Genomic DNA, 17,097 nt, shown 5'->3' on the forward strand with positions numbered 1-17,097 from the left:
ACCATCGCTCAGTCGACGGCTGCCATCCTCAGTTCGTCGTTGTGGTGGCGCTGCTGTTCCTCCATGACCAGCTGCCCCAGTTCGCGCTTCAAGGCGTTGAATTCGGCGGCGGCCGGATCGCGCAGGCGCGGCAGGTCGACCATCAGGTCGCGCTTGACGGTGCCCGGCCGGTAGGTCATGACGACGATGCGGTCGGCCAGGTAGATCGCCTCTTCGATGCTGTGGGTGATGAAGATGATGGTCTTTTTCAGCTCGGACCAGATGCGCAGCAGTTCGTCCTGCAGGTTGCGCCGGGTCAGCGCGTCGAGCGCGCCGAACGGCTCGTCCATCAGCATGATCGGCGAGTCCAGCGCCAGCACGCGGGCGATCGCCACCCGCTGGCGCATGCCGCCCGACAGGTCCTTCGGAAAGCGGCTGCGGAAGTCCTGCAAGGACAGCATGGCGAGCAGCTTGTCGACGACGGCGTTGATCTCGCCCTTGGCCATGCCCTTGATCTCCAGGCCGAAGGCGACGTTGTCGGCCACCGTCATCCACGGGAACAGCGCGTATTCCTGGAACACCATGCCGCGCTCCGGTCCCGGACCGGTCACCAGCTTGCCGTCGGCGGTGATGCTGCCCGCCGTCGGCGGCGCGAAGCCGGCCACCGCGTTGAGCAAGGTGGATTTGCCGCAGCCCGAAGGCCCCAGCAGGCAGACGAACTGCCCCTGCGGGATCTCCAGGTTGATGTCCTTGAGCGCCACCAGTTCGCGGTCGGCGGTCTGGAACACCTTGCTCACATTCGATACGACGATATGGGTGGCGCTCATCGATGCTCCAATCTTAGTTTTCCAACCCGCGGTGCCAGCGCAGCAGGTGGTTATTCAGCTTGTTCATGCCGACGTCGATGGCCAGGCCGATCAAGCCGATGCTGATCATGCCGGCGATGATTTTGTCGGACCAGAAGTACTCGCGCGCCTCCAGGATGCGGAAACCGAGGCCGTTGTTGACGGCGATCATCTCGGAGACGATGACCACGATGAAGGCGGTGCCGATGCCGATCCGCACGCCGGACAATATATAGGGCACGGCGGCCGGCAGGATCACGCGCACGAACATGGTGCCGCCGGTGGCGCCCAGGTTGCGCGCGGCGCGCAGGTAGATGCCGTCGACCTGGCGCACGCCGGCGATGGTGTTCATCAGCACCGGGAAGAAGGCGCCCAGCGCGATCAGGAACACGGCCGGCGGATTGCCCAGCCCGAACCACAGGATCGACAGCGGAATGTAGGCGATCGGCGGGATCGGCCGCAGCAGCTGCACCAGCGGATTGAGCCAGTCGTAGACGCGCGCGTTGGCGCCCATGGCCAGTCCGATCGGCAGCGCCAGCCCGGCGCCGATGACGAAGCCCACCACCACCCGATACAGGCTGCCGATCGAATCGGTGATCAACTCGCCGGAGACGGCCCACGACAGCCAGCCGCCGGCGGCCGGGTCGTAGGGCTGCAGCGGCAGCAGGTAGGCGATCCACTTTTCCACCACCGCCAGCGGCGACGGCAGCACCTGCGGATTGACCCAGCCGAGCATCGCCACCGCCTGCCACACGGCGATGACCAGCGCCGGCACCACCATGCCGACGGCGGCCTGCCGCCAGGACGAGTTGGAGCGGGCGGCCATTTACTTCACGCCCAGGTTCTTCTTGGCCGCGTCGAGCAGGTCGGTCTTGACCCAGTCCTTGGCCAGCGGCGGCTTGCTCATGCGGCCGACGCCGGTCTTGACCATGACGTCGGTGGTGGTCTGGATATGCTCGGGCGTGATGTCGTAGCTGTACGGCGAATTGCCGATGGCGTCGTCGAAATCGTCCTTGGTGATCTGCCCCTTGAACACCACCTCGCGCACGTATTTCTCGGCCAGCGCCTTGTTCTCGATGAAGCTCTTGGTCGCCTGCACGAAGCAGTTCATGAACTTCTCGGCCACCGGCCGCTTCTCCTTATAGAACTTCTCGGTCATCACCATGGTGCGCACCGGTTCGCCGATCGGCGTGTCGTAGGGCTTGAGCATCTCGGTGCCGAAGCCCTTGTTGATCGCTTGCGAGGACTGCGGCTCGGACTGCATCATGGCGTCGATGTTCTTCCCCAGCAGCGCCTGGTTGAGGTCGGCGTAAGCGAGGAACACCAGCTGCACGTCCTTGCCCGGCTGGTCGGCGAACGTCATGCCGTTTTTTTGCAGCTCGGCCAGCAGCAGCACCTCCTGGATGCCGCCGCGCGTGACGCCGACCCGCTTGCCCTTGAGGTCCTTGACGGTCTTCAAATTGAGGTCGGTGCGCCCGACCAGCCGCGCGCCGCCCTTGGCGAAGCCGGCCACGACGTAGATCGGCGCGCCGCCGGCGCGCCCGGAGATGGCCGCCTCCGAGGCCGTGGTCCCGATGTCGAGCTCGCCGGCGATGATGGCCTGCATCACGTCCAGCCCCTTGGCGAAGACATGCTCCTCGACCTTGATGCCGCACTTGGGCGCGATCTCTTTGATATAGGAGACGGCGCCGTAGTGGGCGAACTTCAGGTTGCCCAGCCGGACCACGTCCTGCGCCTGGGCGCCGGCGGCGCTGACCAACAACCCGACACACACCATCCTGCAGATCGATTTCAGTCTCATCCGTCCCTCCTAAGGTCTCGACATGGCCGGCGGCCACTCTTGTAGTGTGGCGATCATATCAAGCAGGCGGGCACTTGCCTATCGTCATGAAGCCGTCTCCCGTTGCTATTTGTTACAAAACAACCCTGTCAGAGTGACAATGCGTGAGTATTTAAAGGCGATCTGCATCGATAATGACATGTTGATTCACCAAGGTTGCGTCTACTCACATGAGATTACAAAGTTCCCGCACGGACGTTGACCTAGCTCAATGAAGCAAACCTCGCGAACCGGCGCCGCCGGGCGGGCACAAAACTACAACAACCCACCAAGAAAGTCGCAGATGACCTCAAGCAAAAAGACCTATACGCGCCGCAAGTTCGTCGGCACCGCGCTCGGCGCCCTGGTGGCGGCCAACCTGGCCGCCTGCGGCGGCGGCGGCGGCGGCGGCACCACCGCCCCCACCACGCCGCCGGCGCCGGAGGCGCCGCAGAAGATCGACCTGGGCACCACCGCGAGCCGCATCGTCGGCACCAAACCGGTGACCCTGACGGCGACGCTGGGCCGCGCCGCCGACGTCACCTGGGCGCTCGGCGTGGGCAGCCTGGGCACGCTGTCGGCCACGACCGGCGCCAGCGTCACCTACACGCCGCCGGCCGCCGCCGTGAGCGCCGCCACGCCGGTCACCATCACCGCCACCTCGGCCGGCGTGACGGCCACGGCCAAGCTGGCGCTGATGCCGGACCCGCGCCAGCGCACCGGCCTGGCCCTGCTGGCCGGCTCGCTGGGCGGCAAGGGCCTGATCGACGGCCAGGGCACGGCGGCGCGCTTCCTGGAAATCGGCGCCATGGACGTCGACCGCAGCGGCAATCTGGTGGTGGCCGATCTCAACTGGGCCGACAGCCGAACAGCGGCCGGTATCCAAAACCAGTTCACCGTCATCCGCGTCGTCAGTCCGAGCGGCAACGTGCTGACGGCCATGCCGACGGCGTCGCTCGGCTACGGCCACGCCGACGGCGGCGCCGCCACCGCGCAGACCGGCAAGGTCAGCGGCCTGGCCGCCGCCCCCAACGGCGACATCTATTTCGTCGACAACGACGGCGGCGCGCGCCTGCGCGTGCTGCGTGGCGGCCAGATCACCACCTTGCAGAGCAACCTGGCCGCCGCGCGCGTGGTGATCGACCGTAACGGCAACATCTACCTCTACAGCGAAGCGCAGGTGCTGCGCGCATCCGCCGACGGCGCCACCGCCACCGTGCTGGCCGGCGCCGCCACCGCCGGCGTGCAAGCCGACGGCCAGGGCGCCGCCGCCCGCTTCTGGAACATCACCGACGCCACCACCGACGCCAACGGCGACCTTTACGTCGCCGACGGCAACATCTTGCGCAAGATCAGCCGCACCGGCCTGGTGACCACCGTCGCCGGCGTGGTCGGCGCCCCCTACGAATCGATCGACGGCGACGCCGCCACGGCGCGCTTCGGCGGACTGCTGTCGGTCTCGCTGGACAACAACGGCAACCTCGTCGTGCTCGAAGAGGGCAGCGACGGCGTCAACGTGCGCCAGGTCACCCCGGCCGGCGTGGTGAGCACGCTGCACCGGGTGGCCAAGCCGCCGGCCACCGGTTTGTTCCCGCCCTACGGCAGCGCCACGGGCGTGCGCAAGCTGCGCTTCAACAGCGCCACGCGCACCATCCAGCTGGCGCGCGAAGCCCAGATCGACCAATTGAGCGGCGGCACGCTGCAACCGTTCGCCGGCTTCGAGGGCGACAGCCACCTGGAGGTCGACGGCCCGGGCGAGACGGCGCGCTTCGTGCGCCTGAGCCATCTGGCGGCCGACCTGGCGGGCAACCTCTATACGCTCGAGTTCGCCGAGTGGAACTTCGGCGCGCGCATGGAGGACGCCCACGGCCTGTGGCTGCGCAAGGTCGCCGCCGACGGCACGGTCAGCACCGTGGTGGCCGACAAGGACTTCGCGTTCAAACCGAACGGCATCGTCGTCGACGCCGACGGCAACGTCTTCCTGTCGGCGCGCCCGCCGCAAAACTCGATGTCGGTCAACTCGGGCGGCGCGCTGTACAAGGTCACGGCCGCCGGCGCCGTCACGGTGTTCGCCGGCACGGCCACGCGCGGCCAAACCGCGTCGACCGACGGCACCGGCGCAGCGGCAACCTTTATCGCACCTAAGCTCGAAGGAATCGACATCGCCGGCAACCTCTATGTCAGCGACGTCGACAAGTTCCGCAAGGTCACGCCGCAGGCGGTGGTCACCACCATCGCCGCGCTGCCGGCCGGCCTGAACGCGGCGCCGAACGGCCTGGTCTACACGGCCGACGCCGCCGAGGACGTGATTTACGCCACCGACGCGGCCGGCAAGCGCACGGTGGCGGTGGGCGCGCCGGGCGTGCCGGGCATCCGCCTGGGCGCCTTGCCGGCCGGACTGTATGCGCCGGCCGGCATCGTGCCGACCGGCCCGAACAGCTTTGCCGTGATCTCCGGCGCCGCCGTTCTGCGCCTGCTGCTGCCCAACTAAGCGAACGGGCACGCCGCATCGCAGCCAACCCCGGTGCGATGCGGTAAAATGGCGGCCATTGCCCGGCCTGGCGCCGGGCGCCCTCACGTCCATACTCCAGGTGCATCATGCTAGATAATCTTACCCAACGCCTTGCCAAGGTCGTCAAAACGATGCGCGGCGAGGCCCGACTGACCGAGGCCAACACCGCCGAGATGCTGCGCGAGGTGCGCATGGCGCTGCTCGAGGCCGACGTCGCCCTGCCGGCCGTGCGCGAATTCATCGCCCGGGTCAAGGAAAAGGCGCTGGGCGAGGAAGTCATTTCCTCGCTGACGCCGGGCCAGGCGCTGGTGGGCGTGGTGCAGCGCGAGCTGGCCACGCTGATGGGCGCCGACCTCGGCCCGGAGGCCACGCAGCTGAGCTTTGCCCAGCAGCCGCCGGCGATCATCCTGATGGCCGGTCTGCAGGGTGTCGGTAAAACCACCACCGTCGGCAAGCTGGCCAAATACCTGAAGGAAGAAAAGAAGAAAAAGGTGCTGACGGTGTCGGCCGACGTCTACCGTCCGGCCGCGATCGCCCAGTTGCAATCGGTCACCGCGCAGGTCGGCGCCGACTTCTTCCCGTCGACCGCGCAGGACAAGCCGGTCGACATCGCGCTCGCCGCGCTCGACTGGGCCAAGAAGCACTACCACGACGTGCTGATCATCGACACCGCCGGCCGCCTGGGCATCGACGAGGCGATGATGACCGAGATCGCCGCCGTGCACGCGGCCGTCAAGCCGATCGAAACCCTGTTCGTGGTCGACGCCATGCTCGGCCAGGACGCCATCAACACCGCCAAGGCCTTCAACGACGCGCTGCCGCTGACCGGCATCGTGCTCACCAAACTCGATGGCGACTCGCGCGGCGGCGCGGCGCTGTCGGTGCGCCACATCACCGGCAAGCCGATCAAGTTCGCCGGCGTGTCCGAAAAACTCGACGGCCTCGAACCGTTCGACCCGGCCCGCATGGCCAGCCGCGTGCTCGGCATGGGCGACATCATGGCGCTGGTGGAAGAGGCGCGCAAAGGCGTCGACAGCAAGGCGGCGGCCGACCTGGCGCAGAAGATGAAGGTCGGCGGCAAGTTCGACATGAACGACTTCAAGGCGCAACTGGGCCAGATGAAGAAAATGGGCGGCATGGCCAGCCTGGTCGACAAGCTGCCGGCGCAGTTCCAGCAGGCCGCCGGCGGCGCCAACATGGACCAGGCCGACAAGCAGGTGCGGCGCATGGTCGGCATCATCGATTCGATGACGCCGCAGGAACGGGCCAAGCCGGAACTGATCAAGGCCACCCGCAAGCGCCGCATCGCCGCCGGCGCCGGCGTCCAGGTGCAGGAAGTGAACCGCATGCTGACCCAGTTCGAACAGATGCAATCGATGATGAAAAAGCTCTCCGGCGGCGGCATGATGAAGATGATGCGCTCGATGAAGGGCATGATGCCTGGCATGCGCTAAGGCGGACCACGGGCGCGCCCGCGCGTGCCCGGAGGGTGCCCCAACGCATGCGCCAAAGCAGCGCGCACACGGGGAAATATGCGGGTTTGCGCCCCTGGACGGTGCACTGGCTCACGTAGCCAGGTATTTACGTGGTGTTTCCGGGCAAAAACGCGAAAAAGACTTGCATAAGGCTTAAAACCCCACCAATATTAGCCGGTGCGATCAATTGCGCAATTTTCCATGTGTTCGTTAAGGAGGCTCGAGAATGGCAACAGCCAAAAAAACCCCAGCAGCAGCACCAGCTAAGAAGGCCGCGGCCGCCAAACCGGCAGCCGCGAAAAAAGCAGCACCCGCAAAAGAAGCGGCAGCCAAACCAGCCGCAGTGAAAAAAGCCGCGGCACCGGCCGCCGCACGCAAACCGAATGCCGCATTCATGAAAGCGATGACCCCGTCGACCGTGCTCGCAGCCGTCGTGGGCGCCGATCCGCTGCCACGTACCGAAGTGACCAAAAAAGTCTGGGATTACATCAAAAAGCTCGACCTGCAAGATCCGGCCAACCGCCGCATGATCAACGCCGACGACAAGCTGAAAGCTGTATTCGGCGGCAAGGCCCAAGTGTCCATGTTCGAAATGACCAAGCTCATTTCCGACCACCTGAAATAAGCGCAGCGGCCGCCAGGCCGCGCCGGAGATGCCTCCCTCGCCCAGCGACGGAGGCATTTTTTTTTGCCCGACGCCGGCGTTACGCCGTGCCGGCCAGCGAGGCGTCGGACGATTCGCGCGTGATCAGGGTGAACGGCATCAGCTTGTGCTGCACCGGCGCCGGGTCGCCCGCGCGGCGGCGGCGGATCTGGTCGATCAGCAGGTCGACGGCGGCGCGCGCCATGTCGCTGATCGGCTGGTGGATCGTGGTCAGCTCCGGCCACACGGTGGTGGCGACCGGCGTGTCGTCGAAGCCGCACACCACCAGGTCCTCGGGTACCTGCAGGTGCAGGCCGTGCGCCACCGCCACCACGGCGGCGGCCATGTCGTCGTTGGCGGCGAAGATGGCGCTCGGCCGGGTCTTGTGCGCCAGCAACTGGCGCGCGGCCGTCAGGCCCGAGCGGTACGTGAACAGGCCGGGCGCGACGCGCTCCGGCAGCACGGCCAGGCCGGCCTCGGCCATCGCGTCCTGGTAGGCCTTGTAGCGCAGCAGCGCCGGCGTGTGCAGCGGGTCGCCCTGGATGAAGGCGATGTCCTGGTGGCCGCGCCCCAGCAGGTAGCGCATCATCGCCATCGCGCCTTCATAGTCGTCGATGCGCACGGCCGACACGCCCGCCACCGGCCGGCCGGTGGCGATCGCCACGGTCGGCATGCCGATCTGGTCGAGCTGCTTCAGCGCGGATTTGGAATCGCACAGCGGCGGCGGCACCAGGATACCGTCGGCGCCGTTGGCGATCAGGCGCGCGATGGCGCTGCGCTGGCTGCGCAAGTCGTCGCAACGCTCCAGGATCAACTGGCCGCCGCTCTGGCTGCACTGGTCCATCGCGCCGACCAGGAAGGCGCTCATGTAGGCCGAGCTGGGGTTGCTGTAGAGCAGGCCGACGCCCAGGGTGCCGACGCGGGCGGCGCGGGCGGCGAAGTTGACCTGGTAATTCAACGCCGCGATCGCCGCCGTCACCTTGTCGCGCGTGGCGTCGGAGACGTGCGAGTTGCCGTTCATCACCCGCGACACCGTCATGGCCGATACGCCGGCAACGCGCGCCACGTCGTAAATGGTGGCGCCGCTCTGGCTCCGATCGTTTTGTTTTACAGGCACGTGGTTCCCTTGCTGGCTGGTCAGCGATTCCTTGGTTCATCAAGTGCTGATTATATGCGATCACGCCCGCCTTTCCGACGCCCGGGGCGGGCGCCATGTCCGAAAGCCGGGCGCGTGCCTAGCGCAGCCTCACTGACGCACCGCCGACGGCGCCACGGTGAAGCTGTAGCTGGCCGGCTGCAACTTGACGCGGTACTTGGCGTGCGCCCGGCCGTCCAGGCTCCAGCCGGTATCGCCGCCGACGCCGGCCTGCGCCAGGTCGATCAACAGCGAACCGTCGCCATGCGGCGCGATCTCCGAGCTTTTCCACGTCCCGCGCGGACGCAGGTACAAGTCCTCGTACGGGAAGGCCAGCGCGTTGACCGACAACGGCGCCGCGCCCCGGACCGTGATGCCGGCGCCGCGCGCGTCGAACAGCGACAGCCAGCGGACGTCGGTCTTGTTGCCGCTTTCCTGCGGACGGCTGTAATCATAATACTGGTCGGCCACCTTGCCGCTGTAGCGGCCGATGGCGTAGCCGGTGCTGCGGTCGGCGTACGATTCCTGCGGACCGCGGCCATACCAGCGCACGCCGTCGAGCGAATTGTCGTTGTCGAAGCGCAGGCCGAGGCGCAGCGGATCGGGCAGGTCGTCGCGCAGCGGCGTGAACGTCGAGGCCACGCCCAGCACGCCGTCGGCGTTCAGCGTGTAGACCGTTTCCCAGTGCGCCGCCCCGGCGCCAAAGCTGTACAGCACCTTGACGCTGTTGGCGCCCGCCTCCACCGCGCGGACATTGCGCTGCTCGGTGAAGGTTTTCCAGACCTTGTGCGTCTTCTCGACGCCGGTGCCCTCGTCGTTGTCGTTGAGGCCGCGCCAGAAGTTCGGCGTGCCGCCCTTGAGCAGGATCTTGCCGTCGACGATGTAGTTGATCAAGCCGGTCTTGGCATCCATCCGCAGCGACGCCTTGCCGGCCTCGATGCGGACGTCGTCGCCGTTGCGGGAAGGCTTGACCATCCGCGTCGCCTTGGCCACCTTCGGCGCCGGCGCCAGCACGAACTGCGACCAGCCGACCACGCTGCCGGCGGCCACGCCCATGGTGGACGCGTCCTTGGCCTTGGCGCGCAGCGTCAGCACCTGCTCGCCGCCGCCATTGCCGATCCGGGGCAGGCGCAGCGGCACCTCGCGCCTGCCGGCGGCGGCCACGGCCGGCACCTTCAACACACCCTTGGCCGCCTCGACGCCGTCGTTGGTCAGCACCCAGTCGAAATCGAGGCCGGAGGTGTCCCTGAAGTCGTAGCGGTTGACCACGGTGATGCTGCCGGCGCCGGGCTTGCCCTCGAACACCAGCGGCGAATACACCTTCTGCACCTCGTAGTACTCGGGATCGGGCGTGCGGTCGGCGCGCAGCACGCCGTCGCCGACCACGCTGTTGTCGCCGTTTTTGGGGTTGACGTCGAAGCCGGAGGCCCAGAAGCGGCGGCCCTTGTCATCGTCCATGTAGACGGTCTGGTCGACCCAGTCCCAGATGAAGCCGCCCTGCAGCTTCTTGTTGGCGCGGATGACTTGCCAGTAGTCCTCGAAATTGCCCAGCGAATTGCCCATCGCGTGCGCGTATTCGCACTGGATCATCGGCTGCTTGTAGCGCGGATCGGCCGCATAGTCGGCCATCTTCTCGATATCGTCGTACATCGGCGCGTAGATGTCCGTGTACGTGTTGGGCAGGTGCTCCTCGCCGATGGTGCCGTGGCCCAGATAGCTGATCAGGCGGGTCGGGTCGTTGTCGCGTATCCACTGCGCCGCGTTGTCGAAGTTGGGGCCGGTGCCGGCTTCGTTGCCCAGCGACCAGAAGATGATCGACGGATGGTTCCTGTCGCGCTGGACCATGCGCGAGACGCGGTCCAGGTGCGCCGCCTTCCAGTGCGGCTTGTAGCCGAGCTGGATCTTTTCGCGCTCCTCCGGCCGGCCCTTTTCCAGCGCCTGGTCGCCGGCCTGCATGTAGCCGTGCGATTCGATGTTGGCCTCGTCCATGACGTACAGGCCGTATTCGTCGGTCAGGTCGTACCAGCGCGGATCGTTCGGATAATGCGAGGTGCGCACGGCGTTGACGTTGGCCCGCTTCATCATCTCGATGTCCTTGCGCATCAGGTCCATCGACATCACGCGGTAGGTGACCGGATCGTGCTCGTGGCGGTTGGTACCCTTGATCATCACGCGCTTGCCGTTTACGCGAACCTCGCGCACTTCCCCGCCGGCCACCTCCACCGTGCGGAAGCCGATCCGGCGCGCCGTCGCCGACAGCAGCTTGCCGTCGGCGTCCTTGTACTCGACCACCATGCGGTACAGGTTGGGCGTCTCGGCCGACCAGGGCTTGACGTTGCGGATCACGCCGTCCAGCGCCAGCTTGTCGCCCCGCACCCGGCCGGCGGTGCTCAGCACCGCCTTGTCGCCGTCGTACACCGTGACGGCGATTTCGCCGGACGATGGCGCGCCGGCCAGTTCGGCGTTCAGCGCGAACAGGCCGTCCTTGTAGGTCTTTTTGTCGAGCAGCGCGGTGACCGTGTAGTCGCGCAGGCGCGACTTCGGCTCGGCGTAGACATACACGCTGCGCTCGATGCCGGACAGGCGCCAGAAGTCCTGGTCTTCCAGATACGAGGCGTCGGCCCAGCGGTAGACCTCGATCGCGATGCTGTTCTTGCCCGGTTTGACGTATTTGCTCAGATTAAATTCCGACGGCAGCTTGGAATCCTCCGAATAGCCGACCTTCTCGCCGTTGACCCAGATGTAGTAGGCCGCGCCGGCGGCGCCGATGTGCAGGAAGACATCGCGCCCGTCCCAGTCGGCGGGCACGACGAAGTCGCGGCGGTAGGAGCCGACCTCGTTGAGCGCGGGCGGAATAAACGGCTCGGCCATCGGGAACGGATAATCGATGTTGGTGAAGATCGGCTTGCCGAAGCCCTGCGCCTGGATCATGCCGGGCACCTGGATCGTCTTCCAGCCGGCGAGGTCGAAGCCGTCGCGGTAGAAGTCCTTGGGACGGGTTTCCGGCCGCTCCGAGTACGCGAACGACCAGGTGCCGTCGAGCGACAGATAGTATTTGGACGCGGCCGGGTCGGCGGCGATCGCCTTGTCCGTGCTCTCGAAATTGAAAAAGGTCGCCTTCATCGGCTCGCGATTGACGGCAACCACTTCGGGCTGCTCCCACTCGGTCGGCGGCGCGGCGTGCGCGGTCCCCATGGATAGGCTGGCCAGCGCCAGCAGGCATGCGTGAACGGAAAGGCGCAGCGCCATCGGTTTTGCCATCGGTTTTGCCATCTGTTTTGCCATCTGTCTTTATCTCCTTTATTGTTTTTGTTCCAAAAACGAAAAAAGACGGAAGGTATGACCTTCCGTCTTGTCCATGACAGCGCCCCGGTTTATTTACCGAATTTGTAGCGCAATGCCAGGCTGAAGGTCCGTCCATTGCCGTAGTGCTGGCGTTCCAGGCTGGTCTGATACGTGCCCGGTTCGCCGACATAACGGTTGATTGCCTTGTCGAGTATATTCGACGCGTTCAACGACAAGGTAAACTCATCGGTGAGCTGGTAGTTTATCGAACCGTCGAGCACACCGTTGGAATCCATGTAGCGTGCTTCGATCGGGTTGGCCGACACGCCGAACAGGATCGCCTCCGAGCGCCAGGTGTAGACCAGCCGCGCCGACAGCTTGTTGTCCTCGTACAGGCCGGAAATGCTGTAGCTGTTCTTCGACTGCATCGGCTGCGGCGTGGCGACGATGCGCGGCGCCGACGCGGTGCCGAAGTTGACCGGGTTCGAGGTGTTGACGTGGGTGTAGGAACCGGCCACGCCGAAGTTTTTCCAGACGCCGCCGAAGGCGTCGAGGAAGTACTGGCCGCCGAGCTCGATGCCGCGCACATAGCCTTTTTCCGAATTGACCGACTTGGTCACCGAATACTGCCCGCCGCTGCAACCGTTGTCGGCCGAGCCGCTGTACGGCACGGCGGTGGCGACCGCCTGGCACTGCGTGATGCCGTTGAAGAAGCCGCTGATCTCCTTGTCGAAGATCGCCGCCGACACATAGTTCGACTTGCTGAAATAGCGCTCCAGCGAGAAGTCGAAGCTGTTGGCCGTCTGCGGCCGCAGGTCCGGATTGCCGACGTTGCCGGTGCCGTTGACCGGATTGACGGTGATGCTCGGATTGAGTTGATCGAGGCCGGCGCGCGTCATGCCCTTGCCGTAGCCGAAGCGGGCCAGGAAATCCTGCGTGATGTAACCGGTCACGTTCAGCGACGGCAGCGCGTTGGTGTACGACGTCTCGCGGAAGATCTCCGGATAGCTGGCCGGCGTGGTCTGGTTGTTGATGGTGCGCGCGGTCGCCTTGCCCTTGGTGCGCACCACGCGCACGCCGACGTTACCGGTGACGCGGTCGTCGAAGGCGGAGAATTCGCCCATCATGTAGCCGGCCAGCGTGTTCTCGCTGATCAGACGGCGGGCCTCGAGGTTCTCGACATAGTTGCCCTCCTGGCGGATGCCGGCGTTGGGGAACTGCGTGGCCACCTGGTTGCCGGTCAAGCGGTCCGGCGCATACACCAGGTAGCCGCCGGCATAACCGGCTTCGCCTTTCATGAAATTGGTCGGCGACTGCTCGACCTGGCCGACGGTGGCCACCGAAATGGCGTTCGAGCGGTTGGCGGCGAGCGCCGCGCCGTCGGTGGTCAGCGGCCGGCCGTTGAAGGTGAAGTTATTGAAGGTGCTTTCCTGGTGCGCGTAGCGGCCGCCAACCTTGACGCGGCGCAGGAAGCCGTCGCCGACGCTGTAGGCGGCGCCGAGAGCGCTGGCGTAGCCGCTGTCGTCGTACTTCACGTTGGTGCCGTTGTTATAGTCGCGATAGACGAAGTTGGCCGGATCGGTCAGGCTCGGACCGGCAAAGTTCAGCTGGTGCGGCGCGCCGTCGGCCACGCGGCTGGTGGACCAGCCCAGGCCGGGCGCCGAATCGAGGTTGACGGAGCGGTTGTCCTGCTTTTGCGTGGCCTTGACGTAGTTCACGTCCCATTTGAGCGACAGGTTCTCGGTCGGGTTCCAGTCCACGCCGCCGGCGGCGATCCATGTGGTGTAAGGGCGGCGCTCGTCGCCGCCGGTGGTGCTGACGCCGGAATTGAGGAAGGTGCCGCCGCGCAGGCGCTGGCCCACCAGGACATTGTCGGCGCCGCCGTTGGCGTTGCGGTTGGCCAGCCCCTCGGTGAAGGCGAACGGCGTGGTCTGCAGGTTCTGCACATTGGCGCCGTCGACCGAGTTCAAGCCGCGATAGTTCTGGTGGTATTCGTAGAACGTGTAATTGAACTCGGTGAACACGCGCAGGGTGTTGTCGGCGCGGTAGTCGGCCGCCAGGTTCAACCCCTTGCGCTCGCGCATGATGGTTTCCTGGAACACGTTGCTGGTCAGCGCGGGCGCGACCATCACATTGTTGACCTGCTCGGCCGTCAGCCCGCGCAGGTCGGGCGTGTTGGCGCCGACGGTCGCCGACGTCGGCAACGTGGGCACGCCGGTCAGGAAGTGGACGTCCGTGCGGCCCACATAGGCGGGATTGGCCTGGCCGCGGTTGTTGCCGGTGTTGGCCGCCGCCAGTGCCGCGTACTCGGCGCTGTCGGCGCGGATCGCGCGCTTGAGGTTGGCGCTGCCGTTGGCCGGGTTGTTGTCCGAGCGGCCGGTGCTCTTTTGATAGACGCCGGCCGCCATCAGGCCGAGCTTGGCGCCGCCCGACAGGTTCCAGCGGTTGGCCACCAGCCCGAACACTTCCGGCTCGGTTTCCCTGGCCAGGTCGTTGTACTTGCCGGCGACGCCCATCGACACCGTCAGTCCCTTGAAATCGCTCGGGTTGCGGGTGCGCACGTTGACCAGGCCGCCGATGCCGCCCTCGATATGCTCGGCGCTCGGATTCTTGAACACGTCGACGCCGGCGATCATGGCCGGAATCGCGCCTTCCAGATTGTATTCGCGGCTGCCGGCGGTGAAGTAGGCGCGGCCGTTGACCTGCGAGGCGGTCTGCCCCGACAAGCCGCGGATCACCAGGCCGGAGCCGGTGCCGACCGGCGACGCGCCCTCGCCGCCATAGCGGTAGCCCTGCACGCCGGGCACGCGGGTCAGCGTATCGACGACATTGGGATCGGGCAGCTTGCCGATATCCTCGGCGGTGATGGAATCGACGATCTCCATCGCATCGCGCTTGATGGCCAGGGAGGAACGGGCGCTGGCGCGCATACCGGTGACGACGACGACTTCGGGCTCCTGCGCCAGCGCGCAGGGCGCCACCAATAACCCTTGCGCTACGGCGAGCGCGAGCGCCGACACCTGTACCGCGACAGTGACTTGCTTGTTCATTGAATGATCTCCGTTATTGTTTTATACGGGCTTGGTGCCCGTTTTTAGAAACTCTGCCGACATGATATCGATAACAGGTTTCAGCCACATTGTACGACAGTTAAATACTTGCGGATCGGTATGTCTCTTTTTTCTAACAGTAAAAAAAACCGGCGGTCGTGAGGCCGCCGGCCAAGAGCGACGGGGATACAGCTCCACTGGAGACAAAGCGATATCCAGCGATGCCGCGACAAACACTGGGAAACAAGACCGGCGCAAGACCGGGCCGGCCCGGGGGCGTACCGACAACGTGTTATCGATAACAGTTCAGATCGTAGCACATCTTTTTTGCGACTTACATTATTTTCCGATTATTTTTTTCTTGCCCGGGAAGCGGTTACAACCGGCAATCGCTATCGGCGACGCCGGAGGCGCGCTGCCACTGCCACACCTGGACCCGCTCGCCGCGCGGCAAATAGGTGATGGGGAAGCGGCGGCCGTCGCGGGTGACGTTGAGCGTCAGCCTGGTGTCCTGCTCGCCCTGGATCTTGTCCATCGCCACCGCGTAGGTCACCACATCGCCGTCGCGCACGCCGGCCTTGGCCGCCGCGCCGCCGGCCTGCAGGCCGCGTATCGTTTTGACGTCGCCCACCAGCGAGGCCGGATCGAAACCCAGCTCGAAGCGGCGCACCTTTTGGGTGGTGCGCTTGAAGCACGGCCCGAAGTCGTCGGACTCCGGCACGATCACCTCGCCGGCCAGCATCGCCTCGTGCAGCGCCGTGCCCGCCGGCCCCAGTTCGCGCGCCAGCAGTTGCGGCCACAACGCGGCCATGTCGGCGGGCTTGGCGTCGGGCTTGGCGTCGGATTTTGCGTCGGACGTCGCGCCACGGCGCCTGTTCATCTCCAGCACCAGATCGTCGAGCGAGCGCTTGCCGTTGGAAGCCTTGCGGATGCGCGCGTCGACGACGGCGAAGTACATCGCGCCGCGATCGTACGGCAAGGTGCGGATGCGCGTGTCCTCCCAAAAGCGCGGCATGATCTCGGCGTCCCGCGTGGTGTTGAGGGCGTCGGAATAATAGCGCGCGGCGGTGTGGTTCAGGTCGTCCAGAAACTGCTTCGCCGTGATCAGCCCGGCGCGAAACGGCGCCAGCGCCTGGTAGTGCACGGCGATGCCCTCGTCGTACCAGGGCGCGTCCACGCCCTCGGTCCAGGTGTGCGCCATTTCGTGCGACAAGGTGATCTTCAGGTCGTCGGTCGAGATACCCTTGCCGTGCGTGATCAGGAAGGACTGCGTCAGCGCCGTGCCGCCGCCGGCGTTGATCGGGTTATAGCGCAGGAACACGCGGTAAGGCGGCGCCTGTTTGCCGTCGCCGAAAAAGCCGTTCATCCACTGATGCAGCTTGCCGGCCCATTCCATCAGCGGCGCCGGATCGGTGGCCGGCGCACCCAGCCAGGCGGACGAGAAGCCATGCGGCGCCACCGCGGCCGGCACGCGCGTCATCGGACCGGCCATGAAGATGGTCGACCACAGCCGCGACGGCGCCCCGTTCGGCAGGTTCAGATCGCCCTCGCCGAAGCTCGACGTGGCGGTTGCGCCCTCGCCCAGCTTGGACAGGTCCCACCGCAGCGACAGCGGATAATTTTTGTCGCCCCCGGGCAGCAGCAGGAACACATTGCCGACGCCGGAAAAGCCGCCGCCCTCGGTGCGCAAGCTGTACGGCGGCGCCGCGCCACGGGCCGGCGGCCGGTTGTCGATCGGCGCCTGGTAATGGATCACCAGATCGCCCTGCACCTCGCGCGTGGACGACCAGTGGCGCACCGGACCATCCGGTCCCTTGACATCGCGGGCGGCGAGCGGCACCTCGCCGAAGCCATCGCGCACCACGAGATCCTTCAGCGTCAGCGCGACCGTCTCGACATTGGCCACCACGCGCGGCAACTTAAACAGCGGCACGCCGACGGCGGCCTGGACGTCCGGTATCGTCATCGTCACGTCGACCACGCCGCTGCCGGCATCGATGTCGTCGGTCTGTTTGAGCGGCCCCGGCTGAAGCGTCAGCACCAGCGGCTTGGGCAGAGGCGCCTGCGCCCGCGCGGCGGCGCCAACGGCCAGCGCGGCCAACAACAGGAAAGCGGCAACGCGACGCGCGACGACATCTGCGAACATGGGTGCTCCGAAATGGCTGGGGTAGGCTACGACTTTACCACCCGTCAACATTTCGCCGCGCAACGTACAGCCCCAACCTTCGGGGTCAGTGCCGACATTCGGACATTGGGGAACTTCTAATAACCAAAAAAGTTCCGATTTTTCGCCATTTGTCCGAATGTCGGCACTGACCCCGGGGTGGAGGGGGCGTCCAATGCGCGCGCGTCTG

General features: G+C 66.0%; 10 protein-coding genes. 3 read left to right on the top strand and 7 right to left on the bottom strand.

The window, feature by feature from the left end; all coding sequences use genetic code 11:
• Positions 1-8: 8 nt before the first annotated feature.
• From BMX85_RS22020 to BMX85_RS22030, 3 genes are read right to left on the bottom strand one after another with little or no spacing between them, the layout of a single operon-like run.
• Complete coding sequence (locus tag BMX85_RS22020; RefSeq protein WP_090323731.1) at positions 9-806, bottom strand: ABC transporter ATP-binding protein; 798 nt, start codon at positions 804-806, stop codon at positions 9-11.
• Between the two features lie 13 nt (positions 807-819).
• On the bottom strand, positions 820-1,650 hold the full coding sequence (locus tag BMX85_RS22025; RefSeq protein WP_090323733.1) for an ABC transporter permease: 831 nt from the start codon (positions 1,648-1,650) through the stop codon (positions 820-822).
• A complete protein-coding gene (locus BMX85_RS22030; protein ID WP_090323735.1) occupies positions 1,651-2,625 on the bottom strand; it encodes an ABC transporter substrate-binding protein in 975 nt (324 codons plus the stop codon).
• A gap of 322 nt (positions 2,626-2,947) precedes the next feature.
• Between BMX85_RS22030 and BMX85_RS30580 the strand changes: the two genes are divergently transcribed.
• From BMX85_RS30580 to BMX85_RS22045, 3 genes are all read left to right on the top strand, one after another.
• Entirely contained in the window at positions 2,948-5,134 is a 2,187-nt protein-coding gene (locus tag BMX85_RS30580; RefSeq protein WP_177196849.1) for an NHL repeat-containing protein, read from the top strand.
• A gap of 107 nt (positions 5,135-5,241) precedes the next feature.
• Positions 5,242-6,609, top strand: a complete 1,368-nt coding sequence (gene ffh / locus BMX85_RS22040; RefSeq protein WP_090323740.1) for a signal recognition particle protein — start codon at positions 5,242-5,244, stop codon at positions 6,607-6,609.
• Between the two features lie 247 nt (positions 6,610-6,856).
• Positions 6,857-7,255 (top strand): SWIB/MDM2 domain-containing protein, encoded by a 399-nt coding sequence (locus tag BMX85_RS22045; RefSeq protein WP_090323742.1) that lies wholly within the window; start codon positions 6,857-6,859, stop codon positions 7,253-7,255.
• A gap of 79 nt (positions 7,256-7,334) precedes the next feature.
• Here BMX85_RS22045 and BMX85_RS22050 read toward each other — a convergent pair whose 3' ends face one another.
• The 4 genes from BMX85_RS22050 to BMX85_RS22065 form a co-directional block, all read right to left on the bottom strand.
• Positions 7,335-8,390: a LacI family DNA-binding transcriptional regulator gene (locus tag BMX85_RS22050; RefSeq protein WP_090323744.1), complete on the bottom strand. Its 1,056-nt coding sequence runs from the start codon at positions 8,388-8,390 to the stop codon at positions 7,335-7,337.
• Between the two features lie 129 nt (positions 8,391-8,519).
• Complete coding sequence (locus tag BMX85_RS22055; protein ID WP_090323902.1) at positions 8,520-11,669, bottom strand: glycoside hydrolase family 2 TIM barrel-domain containing protein; 3,150 nt, start codon at positions 11,667-11,669, stop codon at positions 8,520-8,522.
• Positions 11,670-11,782: 113 nt separating this feature from the next.
• Positions 11,783-14,743, bottom strand: coding sequence for a TonB-dependent receptor (locus tag BMX85_RS22060; protein WP_090323746.1), 2,961 nt, complete (start codon positions 14,741-14,743; stop codon positions 11,783-11,785).
• Positions 14,744-15,119: 376 nt separating this feature from the next.
• Positions 15,120-16,889 (bottom strand): M61 metallopeptidase family protein, encoded by a 1,770-nt coding sequence (locus BMX85_RS22065; protein WP_090323748.1) that lies wholly within the window; start codon positions 16,887-16,889, stop codon positions 15,120-15,122.
• Positions 16,890-17,097 lie beyond the last annotated feature (208 nt).

Source organism: Duganella sp. CF517 (genome assembly GCF_900110275.1).
Taxonomy (GTDB): domain Bacteria; phylum Pseudomonadota; class Gammaproteobacteria; order Burkholderiales; family Burkholderiaceae_D; genus Rugamonas.